Genomic DNA, 14,066 nt, shown 5'->3' with positions numbered 1-14,066 from the left:
TCGTTTTACAACATGGAACGTTTCCAAAACAAACTGGGCGACCTCTCCCCGATTGAGTTTCGGGAAAAAGTCGCCGCTTAATAAAATCTCTTTTTTTAATGTCTACTTGACGGGGCTATGACCAAGTCATACGCTCTTTTTCTTTAGAAATCCGAAAGCATGGACAACAGAAGCTCGCCTTCCTGATCCCGCAAGAAACGTCCGCTATAAAGCGGTCTGTCTACCGAGAAGAGCATGTCGATCAATGTACCACAAAAAGCCCTGAGCAGCGTGAACTGTTCAGGGCTTTTTCCATGTCGTATTCAACAAACGTTACTTACGCTTGGGACGTAAGAGCGTTCAGTCTTTTCGCCAGACGGGACTTTTTGCGGGCAGCTGCGTTCTTATGGATCAGGCCCTTCGTAACGGCTTTATCAAGCTTCTTGGAAGCAGCTTGGAAAGCAACTTTAGCAGCTTCGATTTCTGTACCGTTCAACGCTACGTCAGCAGTTTTAACAGCTGTGCGAAGCGCGGATTTTTGAGAAATGTTAAGCGCGTGGCGTTTGTCACTTGTCTTTACACGTTTAATCGCGGATTTGATGTTTGGCATTACATTCACCTCCTGTAAGGCATTTCAATAGAGCGAAATGATTCACAACTTAAAATATTTTAGCATGGGGGTGGACAAAAAGCAATACTCATTCGGACTTCTGCATAATCTCTCCCGTACTCTCGCACACTACTAGCAATATGAGGAGGAGTGTGAATTTAGATGGATCTGGATCTGCAAAAATATTCGGTCCGAACGGACCTGGCGGTGGAATCAAGAGAACTGTCGGGAGGAAAAGGCAATGCGCCCATTCCTGGTGTGATGGAGGATGTGGTGCAGGAGGACGGAATCAAGATTACAAGGCTGGACGTGGAGAACGAAGCAGCCTCTACGCAAATCGGCAGAGTGAAGGGCCATTACGTCACGTTGGAGGTGCCCGATCTTCGCAAGGGGGATACGGAGCTTCAAGATCAGGTGTCCGTTGTCTTCGCCCGTGAGTTCGAGGCATTCATGTCCCGGATCGGGATCGGACCCAAGGCAAGCGTGCTCATTGTCGGGCTTGGCAACTGGAATGTGACGCCGGATTCGCTGGGACCGCTTGTGGTGGAGAACGTGATGGTCACCCGTCAGTATTTCGAGCTTATGCCGGATCGGGTAGCGCCGGGTTATCGTCAGGTTAGTGCCGTAGCGCCTGGTGTGCTCGGTCTGACAGGGATTGAATCCAGCGAAACGGTTCAAGGGATCGTGGAACAAATCCGTCCTGACCTGATCATCGCCATTGATGCTCTGGCTTCGCGTTCGCTAGAGCGTGTGAATACGACCATCCAGATTGCGGATATCGGGATCCACCCCGGCTCTGGTGTCGGCAATAAACGCAAGGGATTGACGCAGGAGATTCTTGGAGTTCCCTGCATTGCCATCGGTGTTCCAACCGTCTGCTATGCTTCCACCATCGTTAATAACGCAATTGAGCTCATGAAGTCCCATTTTGGCGAAGGTGCGCCGGAGACGGGCAAAATTATGGGTATGCTTCATGATATACCCGAAGGTGAGCGCCTCGCGCTGGTGAAGGAGGTGCTGGAGCCGCTGGGCCATGACCTTATCGTAACGCCTAAGGAGATTGACGAATTTATAGAGGACATAGCCAATATCGTCGCAACCGGCCTGAACGCAGCGCTGCATGAGGCTGTGGATCCCGGCAATGTAGGTGCGTACACGCACTAACCCGGTATAAAAGCTCCGAATCTATCGGAGCTTTTATATTTTTCATGGATCTAGTTCTATCGATTCTCCCCGGTTCATAGATTTGAAATATAAGAGATTACGAAAGTCGCGGGAACGGCGGAATGATGGCCGGATAGGTCCCGGCGAACCGAGGAGGACATCGTTATGAACAATCGCAAGTTTCGCATCTGGAATATTGCCAAACTAAAACGGAAGGTCATGGAAGGTCTGAGCATGGGTCGAACGCTCATTATATTGATGCTTGGCTCTCTTATATTTTTTATTTTGCTAGGGCTCGGAGGGATGGCGGAACAGCGGATGAATTCCTCGCCCGTGTCGTCCATGAAAGGATTGGCCGCTTCGTTATCCAGCCATTTTTTCATCGATATGATCGGCATGGAGATGCCGCATATGACGGCTTCCAAAGAGACCTCAAGCTTCTCCGGCGAGAAAATGTCGACCTTCGTCTTTGAACTGCTTACGAGCGTGAACCCGAGGGACCCGAAAAGCCTGCTTGCGGGCGAATTGCCCGGCATGAAGGCAAATCAACCGGTGCAGCTGTCACATGGCTCCGGGAACGAGGATGGGGAAGCACCGGCGGATTACCGGCCGGATCCCGCCGAGGAGCAGGCGGAAGGCGACCCTGCTGATGCCGGGGAAGAGCCGCCGCAAGGCGGTCGGGGTATCGGCAATGAAGATAATGGCGAGGATGTCCCGGATCAGGGCACGGAAGACGAGCCTGGCAGTAAGAATGACCCTGGAAGCACCTCCAAGGATGGAAAGTCTACGAATGGAAAGAAAGCCGTACTCATCTATCATTCGCACCCACAGGAAGCATATAACCCGCTGCTAACGCATCCATCCGATAATCCGGGGGCTGTATCCCCAAGCAAGAACGTCATGCTGGTGGGCAGCTTTCTGAGTAAAAGACTTGAGGCCAACGGAATTGGGACCCTGCATGATAAAAGTGACTATCAATCTACCATTGAAGGATACAATTATAACTTTTCTTATAAATACTCGCGCCAGATGGTCATGGAGGCCATGTCCCAGAACGACGGCATCAATTACCTGATCGATATCCATCGGGATTCGCAGCGGTATAACAAAACGACGGCAACCGTAAACGGCGTTAACTACGCCAAGGTTTACTTCATCATCGGTCATGCGAACGAGAACTGGAGACAGAACGAGGCGTTTGCAAGCAAAATCAATGCCAAGCTGGAAAAATCCTATCCTGGGGTGTCTCGAGGCGTGTGGGGCAAATCAGCGGATCAAGGGAACGGGGAATATAATCAATCCCTGTCGCCAAACAGTATTCTGATCGAAATCGGCGGCATCGATAATACGAAGGAAGAATTGCAGCGGACAGCTGAAGCGTTGGCGGACATCATTGCAGATGTGTACTGGCAGGAGCAAGAGGCGGAGAAAGCCAGCGTGAAAAAAGACAACGATCAAACGAAGAAGCAGTCTGTTTCCGCGGGAACCAAGGGCGGAAGCAAAAAAGGAACAGAGGATCAAGCAGCCAAAGCAGGCTAACAGCTCGGCGGTAAGTGCAAGTGCGCCAAGTGTGAACGGGTAAATCGGGGAGGGACTCAGTGATGTCAAGAATGGGAAAACGGTTGGTGGCTCTTATCATATGGACAGGCATCGGCATATTGGTCGGCATGCAGCTTGGCGGGGCAAAAGCACCAGTACCGGTAGACGGTACCGGAGCCGTGCAAACTGTGCAGCAAAACCATGCTCAGGATCCGCAAGGCGGGGCTGCTCAAGGGAATGGATGGGGAGGGACACGCAAGACCCCTCCCGTATCAGAGTCCGCTGTTCTAGAAGAAGATGCTCGTAAGACCTTGCCCGAATATGAGCCGACGCCTAGCGACATCCTGCTTCCCGAGCGTTCGCAACCGCCTGCCGATGTGCTGGCCGATAAGACGGCAGGACTGCTTCAGCAGTTGTCTGACAAAAGCATACGCTGGGTCGTATCGATGTTCGGATCGATCACGGAATAAATTCACCTTTATTCTCAGCATTGCTGTGCATCCCCTCAACTGGTATAATAAGTTGATTCAAACATCTGGTGGTTGTTGGGGGTTAGGCATGACAGACGTACAAGCAAGACAACAAAAAATTCGTAATTTCTGTATCATTGCACATATAGACCATGGGAAATCGACGCTTGCTGACCGTATATTGGAATTTACGGGCGCATTAACTTCGCGTGAAATGCAAGAGCAGGTACTGGATCAGATGGATCTGGAGAGAGAACGCGGGATTACCATCAAGCTGCAGGCGGTTCGCCTGAATTACAAATCCGATGACGGCGAGGAGTATATATTGAATCTGATTGATACTCCAGGGCACGTCGACTTTACGTATGAGGTATCCCGAAGCCTGGCCGCTTGTGAAGGCGCGCTGCTCGTAGTTGATGCTGCACAGGGAATTGAAGCGCAGACATTGGCCAACGTATATCTGGCACTGGATAACAATCTTGAAATTCTGCCTGTCATTAACAAGATAGACTTGCCAAGCGCCGATCCTGAGCGGGTGAAACAGGAAGTTGAGGATGTCATCGGTCTGGATGCCAGCGATGCCGTATTAGCTTCTGCCAAGGCCGGCATCGGAATCAAGGAAATTCTGGAGCAGGTGGTTCAGAAAGTACCTGCCCCAACCGGCGATTCGGAAGAACCGCTGAAAGCACTGATTTTCGACTCCCATTATGATCCTTACAAAGGCGTTATCGTATATGTGCGCGTTATTGACGGAAGCATTAAAGCCGGCTCCAAGATCAAAATGATGGCTACCGGCAAAACCTTCGAGGTCATTGAGGTGGGGGCGTTTAAGCCGCGCATGTCCATCGTGGACGAGCTTAACGTCGGCGATGTCGGTTTCATCGTGGCTGGTATCAAGAGCGTTGGCGATACGCAGGTCGGTGATACGGTAACGGATGCCAAGCGTCCGACGGCCCAGCCGCTTCCGGGTTACCGCAAAATCAACCCGATGGTATTCTGCGGACTGTATCCAATCGAAACGTCAGACTACAATGATCTGCGCGAGGCGCTCGAGAAGCTGCAGCTTAATGATGCATCGCTCAGCTTTGAGCCGGAGACATCCAGCGCGCTCGGATTCGGTTTCCGTTGCGGATTCCTTGGCCTGCTGCACATGGATGTCATCCAGGAGCGGATTGAACGAGAGTTTAACATACCGCTGATTACGACTGCGCCGAGCGTTATTTACCGCATTACGCTGACGAACGGAGAGCAGATCCAGATCGATAACCCGTCTCATTATCCTGAGGTGGGCAAGGTCGATTATGTCGAAGAGCCTTATGTTAAAGCAGGCATTATCGTTCCGAACGATTATGTCGGAGCAATCATGGAACTCTGCCAGAATAAACGCGGCGAATTCGTAAACATGGAATACCTGGACACAACGCGCGTTACCATTACCTATGAAATTCCGCTGTCGGAAATCGTGTATGATTTCTTCGACTGCTCAATGCCGAGCAGGTGGATGCCTTGTCCTTTATCGTGCACAAGGACCGTGCTTATCACCGCGGACGGGCGATTTGCGAGAAGCTGCGCGAGCTGATTCCTCGTCAAATGTTCGAAGTGCCGATTCAAGCTTCTGTCGGTACCAAGGTTGTTGCCCGTGAAACGGTTAAAGCGATGCGCAAAAACGTCCTTGCCAAGTGTTACGGCGGTGACATCTCCCGTAAACGGAAACTCCTTGAGAAGCAGAAGGAAGGTAAGAAACGGATGAAGCAAGTCGGCAGCGTTGAAGTGCCGCAGGAAGCCTTCATGGCGGTACTGAAAATCGACGACAAGTAAATTTTGCATAGGAATGCCAGCCCAAGAGTTAACAGGGTAGGCTGTCCTGCGTATATAGTCTTATGAAGTAAATGATGGGAAAGCCGATTCTCGGCTTTCCTTTCTTTCATTCCAAGAGGCATAGCGTTATAGTAGAGAAGGAACTTTCGAGAAGTTACTTAAAGTAAGTCATGCCAGAGGTGTACATGAGGGGGCAAGGAAAGAATGACGGAAAACGATCAACGGACGGAAGCGGTGTACATCCACATTCCGTTTTGCACTAATAAATGTTTTTACTGCGACTTCAATTCCTACGTGTTGAAAGATCAGCCGGTAATGGATTATCTGCGCGCGCTGGATAAGGAAATGGAGCTGACCGTTAAGGCCAACCCGCCTGGACGAATCAAAAGCATATTTGTAGGCGGCGGGACTCCAACGGTGCTGAAGCCGGATGAAATGGAATACTTCTTGCAGAGCGTGAAGCGCCATTTTCCGGAATGGTCCGATGACATTGAATTTTCGATGGAAGCCAATCCCGGCACTACGGATTTGGAGAAGCTGTCCGTCATGCGCGAAGGCGGCGTGAACCGCATCAGCTTCGGGGTGCAGGCCTTCCAGAACAGCTTGCTGACCGGCATCGGTCGGATTCATGATACGGATGATGTGTATCGAAGTCTCGAGAACGCCAGAAGAGCAGGCTTTGATAACATGTCCATCGATTTGATGTTCGGGCTCCCGAACCAAACCTTGGACATGCTTGCGGAAAGCGTGGATAAGGCGCTGGAGCTTGGACTCCCGCATTATTCAATCTACAGCCTGAAGGTTGAAGAAAACACGTTGTTCCATACGATGTACCAGCGAAACCAGCTGCCGCTTCCGGATGAGGAGGACGAGCTGAATATGTATCTTCTATTAATGGAGCGGATGCAGGCTGCCGGATATAAACAGTATGAGATCAGTAATTTTGCCAAACCCGGCTTTGAGAGCCGGCATAATATGACGTATTGGCGCAACGAGGATTATTATGGCTTGGGCGCGGGAGCGCACGGATACATTGGTCGTCAGCGCCATGTAAACATTAAAGGCGTCAACCCATATAATGAAGCAGCGAATCAAGGACTTCCGCGATTGGAGAGCTTTGAGGTATCAAGAGAAGAAGCGATGGAGGATTTCCTCATGGTTGGGCTCCGAGTCCTGGATGGCGTTTCGCGCAGCCGGTTCCGGCAGCAATTCGGGATTTCTATGGAAGAGGTATTCGCCGGCCCGCTGAATAAAATGGTAGGTGCGGGACTTCTCGATTCCACGGATGATGGATATAAACTGAGCAGTAAAGGCATTCTGTTCGGCAACGATGTGTTTGCCGAATTTATAGGCAGCTTGTCAACAAATTAATCTATTGAACTTATATGCGCTCTGTTGTATATTTATTCATAACATGACGGAGCGTGTAAAGGGGAGACGGACAACAATGTCGGCGGTATGCAGAAAGGCGAAGTTAGAAGATGTCGAGCCGCTGTATCAGATGATTCAGGGTTATGCGGAAAAGGGCATTATGCTGCCCCGGTCCAAAAAAGTGCTGGAGAAACAGATCGGGGAATTCGTTGTGGCCGAGTCCGAAGGGAACGTGATCGGCTGCGGTTCCTTGTGCCAGCTGGGAAATGATCTGGTAGAGATTCGTTCACTCGGCATCTCCGATGGTTATAAAGGGCAAGGAATCGGCTCCATGCTGGTGGATTCCCTTCTGGAAGAAGCGAAACGGCGCGAGCTTCCGAAAGTGATGGCCTTGACGTACGAGGTATCCTTTTTCATCAAAAACGGCTTTGCCGTTGTGGAAAAGGAGATTTTCCCGGAGAAAGTGTGGACCGACTGCATTCACTGCAAGAAGCAGCACGCTTGTGACGAAATAGCTGTTCTTAAAGTACTGAACTGACTTGACAATCCTCAGGTCGGTTTGGTATTTTTGTTATATCGGTTAGCACTCGATGGCGATGAGTGCTAACGAAAGTGAAATTAAGCAGTCAGCAAGGAGGGGAGCGACATGTTAACAGATCGTCAACGCATGATTTTGAATGCCATTGTGGATGACTATATCCGTTCTGCCGAGCCGGTTGGTTCAAGAAGCATTTCCAAACGCGGGGATGTCGGATACAGTCCGGCAACCATTCGTAACGAGATGGCTGATCTGGAGGAACTCGGATTTCTGGAGCAGCCTCATACATCAGCTGGACGAATTCCGTCACATAAAGGATATCGTTATTATGTTGATCATCTCACGTCGTCGTTTTCCTTAAACCCTGCGGAACTGCATATGATGAAATCTTTTTTTGCAGAAAAGCTGAACGTGATGGAGCAGATGATACAGCATACAGCTGGCATTCTGTCTCAAATGACTAATTACACTTCCATCCTGCTGGGACCGGAAGTTTTTCATACGTCTTTGCGCCATTTCCAGCTTCTTCCTCTCCATGAGGATCAAGCGGTAGCCATCATCGTAACCAGCACAGGGCAAGTCGAGAACAAGATTGTTTCGATTCCGCAGGGTGTGTCCGTTTCCGATCTGGAGCAAGTGGTCAATCTTCTGAACAAGAAGTTGGTCAACGTGCCTCTATATAAACTCAAGACCCGTTTGTATACGGAGATTGGCGAGGAAATGCAGCGGCATATTTCACATTATGAAGACCTCATGAGTATGCTGGATATCGCCCTTAACAATGAACCGGACCATCGCGGCGTATATCTTAGCGGCACGACCCACATGCTGAATCAGCCGGAGTTCAAGGATGTGGATAAGGTAAGGGAGATTTTCGAGCTCCTGGAACAGACACCCGCACTGTTGAAACTCATGGCTCCTGCTCCCGGTGAGCATGGTGTCCAAGTGAAGATCGGTACGGAAAATACGCATGAAGCGATTTCCAATTGCAGTTTGATTACTGCGACTTATTCGATAGATGGAAAAGCGCTCGGTTCGATTGGTATTCTCGGTCCTACAAGAATGGAATATGCACGGGTGATCGGCATCTTGAACGTGTTATCCCATGATCTGACGAAGCTGCTGTCACACTGGTACAAATAAAGGAGTGAGACAGATGAGCCAAGGACAACATAGCCAAGTGGACGGAGATGAACGTTATTCTACGCTATTAAACAACAGTAATGCCGTCCGGGCCGTCACGTCCGCTGTAGAAGGCACGCTTGGACCGAAGGGGCTCGACGTGATGCTGGTAGGTCCCCGCGGCGAAGTGGTCATTACCAATGACGGGGTAACGATTCTGGATAAAATGGATGTCACCCACCCGGCTGCCCGCCTTCTCATTCAGGTGGCAAGAGCGCAGCAGGAGAAAATCGGCGACGGAACCACAACGGCTACCGTGCTTGCAGGCGCACTTGTGCAGGAAGGGGTTTCCCGCATCACCCGCGGGGTGCCTGCATCCAAGGTGGTGGAGGGGCTGCGTCAAGGAATCGAGAAGTCGATGGAGCTCCTAACCAAGCGGGTTCGGCTGATCGACGGATTGGATGATCCGCTGCTGGAACGGACGGTGTACGTTGCGGGGCGTGAACGGAAGGACATCGTGGAGCTGATTATGCAAGCTGCGAGGAAAGCCGGAATCACCCGTCTTCAGGATCCTTCCTACTCGCTCGCGGACAGTATAATTGCCCTGGAGAATGCCGAGAATGAAGTGTTTGAGGGGGTTCTGCTCCGGCAGCGACCGATCTTCGCCCGCGAGTCCAGGTCATATGACGATGCAAAAGTGTTGGTGCTGTTTGATTCCCTGGAGCCGGATGAGATCGATGAAGAGGCGCTCACAACCGAAGCCGGATTTGCGCAATATATGGATCTCCGAAAAGTGTTCGCTTCAGATTTGGAGAGATTGTCCGAGCTGTCCGTAAAACTCATCCTGCTTGAAAAAGGCATCCACCCGGATGCGGAGCAGTTTTGCCTGGATCACGGCATGATGGTTGTACCGCGCGTCTCCCGTGCGGATCTTCGCCGGGTAAGCGACATGACGGGAGCTACTCCCATACGCCGCAAGGCGTTACATAAAGACTCGAAGGAGCTTGCGGTCCTTCTGGGTGATACCCCGCGTGTCGCTTATGATGAAGGAATCGAGAAAATCCGGCTGTCCTGCGGCAGCCAAGACAAGGACCGTATCGTGACGGTCATTGTTGGGGCAAGCACTTCCGAGGTCGTAGGCGAAGCGGCCAGAATCGCTGGGGATGCGGCCTCGGCACTGCAGGCTGCCGTTTCCGGAGGGGTGCTTCCGGGCGGCGGGACAAGCGAACTCGCGGTGTCCTACGAGTTGGAACGGATCCGGGAGGCTCAGAAAGGCATGGAAGCCTTCGGCATGGAAGCCGTTTCGGCGGCTTTGCGCAAGCCGATGTCGCAGATACTTCTCAATGCCGGTTACAACCCGCTCGAGAAGATGGAAGAAGTGCGCGCTGCGCAAATCCGTGCAGACTCTGATTGCATGGGTATTGATTGCGACAGCGGCCGGGTTGTCGATTATGAGGAGCTGGGCGTGCTGGATCCGGCACCGGTTAAACTTCACGGCTTGCGGGCAGCCGGTGAAGTCGCAGCAGCCGTGCTGCGGATTCATCACGTCATCAAGATGAAAGAAATAGGCGAATAACGCTTAAGGTATAGAACAAATCACGGATAGACTGTTTTAGACTATGAAGGAGGTGAAGGCGTCTTGAATAAAGAGCATAAGGATGCCGTTCAAGATACAGTTACAGAAGAAATGATGGAAGAAACTTTGGAGAACACGCCAAATACGGGTGAGAGCGGGTCTGCAGAGGAAGCCGTAAATCCCGAACAGGAGATTCCTGTAACGGAATCGGCGGATGAAGCAGGTTCAGCAGAGCTTGAGAAGCTTCAGGCTGAGGTGCTGGAGCACCAGCAGCGTACCCTGCGAGTTCAAGCGGATTTTGACAACTTCCGTCGTCGCACCCAGAAGGAGAAAGAAGATCTGGGCAAATATGCATCTTCCAAACTGATTACGGAGCTTCTGCCCGTCATCGACAATTTTGAGCGTGCCCTTCAGGCATCCGAGGAGAACCCGGAGTTTGAATCCTTCTCCAAGGGAGTCAGCATGATCTTCCGCCAGTTGGAATCGGTCCTTGCTACCGAAGGCTTGACCGCGATGAAGAGTGTAGGCGAGCCGTTCAATCCGGAGTATCACCAAGCGATCATGCAGGTGGAAAGCGATGAATACGAGGAAGGCATCGTGGTTGAGGAAGTGCAGAAGGGGTATATGCTTAAAGATAAAGTGTTAAGACCTGCGATGGTTAAAGTGAGCATGTAAGCGACTTTCGATAGTCGTTTATCATATAAAAAATTGATGAAGATCATGCGAGCATTCGTGTGAATGAATAAGGAGGAAATTTTTACATGAGCAAAGTTATTGGTATCGACTTAGGAACAACCAACTCCTGCGTAGCCGTAATGGAGGGTGGGGAAGCAGTAGTTATTCCGAATCCGGAGGGTGCTCGTACGACTCCATCCGTTGTCGGATTTAAGAAAGACGGCGAGCGTATCGTTGGGGATACAGCGAAACGTCAAGCGATCACCAACCCGGATCGTACCATTATCTCTATTAAGCGTCATATGGGTACAAATCACAAAGAATCCATCGACGGCAAAGACTACACGCCGCAAGAAATCTCTGCTATCATTCTGCAGAAGCTGAAATCCGACGCGGAAGCTTATCTGGGCCAACCAGTAACCCAGGCGGTTATTACGGTTCCTGCATACTTTAATGACAGCCAGCGTCAAGCGACCAAGGATGCCGGTAAAATCGCGGGTCTTGAAGTGCTGCGTATCGTCAACGAGCCGACCGCTGCTGCATTGGCTTACGGCATGGAGAAATCCGAAGACCAAACCATCCTGGTATATGACCTTGGCGGCGGTACATTCGACGTTTCCATTCTAGAACTGGGCGATGGCTTCTTCGAAGTAAAAGCAACCAGCGGGGACAACCAGCTTGGCGGCGACGACTTTGACCAAGTGATCATTGACTACCTGGTAGCCGAATTCAAGAAAGAGCAAGGCATCGATCTCAGCAAAGACAAAGCAGCTGTTCAACGTCTGAAAGACGCTGCGGAAAAAGCGAAAAAAGAATTGTCCGGCGTGCTGACAACCACGATTTCGCTGCCGTTCATCACCGTTGCTGACGGCGTGCCTCAGCATCTTGAGATTAACCTGACTCGTGCTAAATTCGAAGAATTGTCTGCTTCCCTGGTAGAGCGTACGCTTGGCCCGACTCGTCAAGCGCTTAGCGATGCAGGTTTGACCGCTAACGATATTCACAAAATCGTCCTTGTCGGCGGTTCCACTCGTATTCCTGCCGTACAGGAAGCGATTAAGAAATTGACAGGAAAAGAGCCTCACAAAGGCGTAAACCCTGACGAAGTGGTTGCGCTTGGAGCAGCCGTTCAAGCCGGCGTATTGACAGGTGACGTTAAAGACGTTGTGTTGCTCGACGTAACTCCGTTGTCCCTCGGTATCGAAACCGCAGGCGGCGTATTCACCAAAATGATCGACCGCAACACGACGATTCCAACAAGCAAATCCCAAGTATTCTCCACGTATGCCGATAATCAGCCGAGCGTTGAAATTCACGTGCTGCAAGGTGAACGCGAAATGGCTGCCGGCAACAAAACGCTGGGACGCTTCATGCTTGGAGACATTCCTCCAGCACCGCGCGGCGTGCCGCAAATCGAAGTTACCTTTGACATCGATGCGAACGGTATCGTAAACGTATCGGCGACGGATAAAGGTACTGGCAAGAGCCAGAAGATCACGATCACGTCCTCCAGCGGCTTGAGCGATGCTGAAGTTGAGCAAATGATGAAGGACGCTGAGCTTCATGCTGAAGAAGACCGTAAACGCAAAGAGCTGGTAGAAGCTCGCAACAATGCGGACCAACTCGTATACACGACCGAGAAAACACTCAAGGATCTAGGCGACAAAGTCGACGCTTCCGAAGTGGAAAAAGCGAACGAAGCGAAAGACAAAGTGAAGAAGGCCCTTGAATCCGATAACCTCGAAGAGATTAACGCTTCGGTAGAGGAGTTGACTCAAATCGTACAGCAGCTGTCCGTAAAGCTGTATGAGCAAGCAGCACAACAGGAACAGCAAGGTGCTGAAGGTGCTGACGCCGGCGCTCCTAAGAAAGACAATGTCGTAGATGCAGATTACGAGGTTGTTGACGAAGATAAAAACAAAGGTTAATCTGAATAGATTGTATGGGAAGGTCAAAGCTGCGCATCTTCGCACTTTGGCTTTCCTTATGTAAAAGAGTAATAAAGAGATTGGGGTGAAACCGTGGCTGATAAGCGTGATTATTATGAGGTGCTCGGTGTCGGCAAGGATGCATCGGACGATGAAATCAAGAAGGCGTACCGCAAAATGGCTCGCCAATATCATCCGGACGTGAACAAAGCGGCTGACGCGGAAGCCAAATTCAAGGAAGTGAAAGAGGCTTACGATGTATTGAGCGATGGTCAGAAGCGTGCGCAGTATGACCAGTATGGTCATATCGATCCGAACCAAGGTATGGGCGGAGGCGGTTTCTCCGGTGATTTCGGCGGTTTTGGAGATATATTCGATATGTTCTTTGGCGGTAATGGTCGCCGTGATCCGAATGCGCCTCAGCGGGGGAACGATCTGCAATATACGATGACGGTTGAATTTAAGGAAGCGGTATTCGGTAAGGAAACGGATATCACCATTCCGAGAACGGAGACATGCGATACATGTCACGGCTCCGGTGCGAAGCCGGGCACGCAGCCGCATACATGTTCGGTGTGTAACGGCAGCGGGCAGCAAGAAGTCGTGCAAAATACGCCGTTTGGACGTATGGTAAACCGTCGCGCTTGCTCGAACTGTAACGGAACAGGGAAAATCATCAAAGACCGCTGCTCGACTTGTAACGGCAACGGCAAAGTGAAGAAGCAGCGCAAGATTCATGTTCGCGTGCCTGCTGGTGTGGACGACGGAGCTCAGCTTCGCATGACAGGTGAAGGCGAAGGCGGCTTCCGCGGCGGCCCGGCCGGTGACTTGTATATCGTCATCCGCGTGAAGCCGCATGACTTCTTCGAACGCGAAGGGGACGACATTTATTGCGAAGTGCCGCTTACCTTTGCTCAGGCTGCGCTTGGCGACGAGATTGAGATCCCGACGCTGACGGAGAGAGTGAAGCTGAAGATTCCGGCCGGTACGCAGACGGGAACCTTCTTCCGCTTGAAAGGCAAAGGGGTGCCTCGGCTTCGCGGCATGGGACAGGGTGACCAGCACGTCAAGGTTGTGGTCGTTACGCCAAGCAAGCTGAGTGATGATCAGAAAGAGCTGCTTCGTCAGTTTGCTTCCCTTGATGGCGAACAGACCCATGAGCAGGAACAGTCTTTCTTTGACCGTGTTAAAAAAGCATTCCGCGGTGACTAATACAAACTTATGGGGTTAACCCCCCTCATAGCTTAAAGAACAGCAGCAGGCTTAAGGTGATCAA

The 14,066-nt window shown here is 51.1% G+C and carries 12 protein-coding genes and 1 pseudogene; 12 read left to right on the top strand and 1 reads right to left on the bottom strand.

What is annotated here, in order from left to right; genetic code table 11:
* On the top strand, window positions 1–81 hold an 81-nt coding region (locus ACPV3A_RS21265), incomplete at its 5' end, for an IS3 family transposase (protein ID WP_426201023.1).
* 235 nt (window positions 82–316) lie between these two features.
* Here the strand turns inward: ACPV3A_RS21265 and rpsT are convergent.
* The gene (gene rpsT, locus ACPV3A_RS21260) at window positions 317–589 is read right to left on the bottom strand and encodes a 30S ribosomal protein S20 (RefSeq protein ID WP_053489175.1); all 273 of its coding nucleotides are present in this window, start codon (window positions 587–589) and stop codon (window positions 317–319) included.
* Between the two features lie 162 nt (window positions 590–751).
* On the opposite strand from rpsT, the gene gpr reads away from it, so the two are divergent.
* The 11 genes and pseudogenes from gpr (at window position 752) to dnaJ (ending at window position 14,002) form a co-directional block, all read left to right on the top strand.
* Window positions 752–1,753, top strand: a complete 1,002-nt coding sequence (gene gpr / locus ACPV3A_RS21255; RefSeq protein ID WP_426201016.1) for a GPR endopeptidase — start codon at window positions 752–754, stop codon at window positions 1,751–1,753.
* 165 nt (window positions 1,754–1,918) lie between these two features.
* The gene (locus ACPV3A_RS21250; protein WP_426201014.1) at window positions 1,919–3,292 is read left to right on the top strand and encodes a stage II sporulation protein P; all 1,374 of its coding nucleotides are present in this window, start codon (window positions 1,919–1,921) and stop codon (window positions 3,290–3,292) included.
* Between the two features lie 62 nt (window positions 3,293–3,354).
* Window positions 3,355–3,762 (top strand): hypothetical protein, encoded by a 408-nt coding sequence (locus ACPV3A_RS21245; protein ID WP_426201012.1) that lies wholly within the window; start codon window positions 3,355–3,357, stop codon window positions 3,760–3,762.
* 88 nt (window positions 3,763–3,850) lie between these two features.
* Window positions 3,851–5,580, top strand: a pseudogene (lepA, locus tag ACPV3A_RS21240) (translation elongation factor 4).
* A 204-nt stretch (window positions 5,581–5,784) separates the two neighbouring features.
* The gene (gene hemW / locus ACPV3A_RS21235; RefSeq protein WP_426201010.1) at window positions 5,785–6,951 is read left to right on the top strand and encodes a radical SAM family heme chaperone HemW; all 1,167 of its coding nucleotides are present in this window, start codon (window positions 5,785–5,787) and stop codon (window positions 6,949–6,951) included.
* Window positions 6,952–7,027: 76 nt separating this feature from the next.
* On the top strand, window positions 7,028–7,489 hold the full coding sequence (locus tag ACPV3A_RS21230; protein ID WP_100535892.1) for an N-acetyltransferase: 462 nt from the start codon (window positions 7,028–7,030) through the stop codon (window positions 7,487–7,489).
* A 108-nt stretch (window positions 7,490–7,597) separates the two neighbouring features.
* The gene (hrcA, locus tag ACPV3A_RS21225) at window positions 7,598–8,632 is read left to right on the top strand and encodes a heat-inducible transcriptional repressor HrcA (RefSeq protein WP_071222916.1); all 1,035 of its coding nucleotides are present in this window, start codon (window positions 7,598–7,600) and stop codon (window positions 8,630–8,632) included.
* Between the two features lie 13 nt (window positions 8,633–8,645).
* Window positions 8,646–10,187 carry a TCP-1/cpn60 chaperonin family protein gene (locus ACPV3A_RS21220; protein ID WP_194541623.1) on the top strand — a complete coding sequence of 514 codons (1,542 nt, stop codon included), beginning with the start codon at window positions 8,646–8,648 and terminating at the stop codon, window positions 10,185–10,187.
* A gap of 63 nt (window positions 10,188–10,250) precedes the next feature.
* Complete coding sequence (grpE, locus tag ACPV3A_RS21215; RefSeq protein ID WP_220686063.1) at window positions 10,251–10,862, top strand: nucleotide exchange factor GrpE; 612 nt, start codon at window positions 10,251–10,253, stop codon at window positions 10,860–10,862.
* Between the two features lie 86 nt (window positions 10,863–10,948).
* Window positions 10,949–12,790: a molecular chaperone DnaK gene (gene dnaK / locus ACPV3A_RS21210; RefSeq protein ID WP_194541625.1), complete on the top strand. Its 1,842-nt coding sequence runs from the start codon at window positions 10,949–10,951 to the stop codon at window positions 12,788–12,790.
* Between the two features lie 93 nt (window positions 12,791–12,883).
* Complete coding sequence (gene dnaJ / locus ACPV3A_RS21205) at window positions 12,884–14,002, top strand: molecular chaperone DnaJ (RefSeq protein WP_071222920.1); 1,119 nt, start codon at window positions 12,884–12,886, stop codon at window positions 14,000–14,002.
* Window positions 14,003–14,066 lie beyond the last annotated feature (64 nt).

The organism is Paenibacillus sp. Dod16 (genome assembly GCF_049893405.1).
Taxonomy (GTDB): domain Bacteria; phylum Bacillota; class Bacilli; order Paenibacillales; family Paenibacillaceae; genus Paenibacillus_AQ.
The sequence above is the reverse complement of the archived record's forward strand: the minus strand, read 5'-3'. Positions and strand labels throughout refer to the sequence as shown.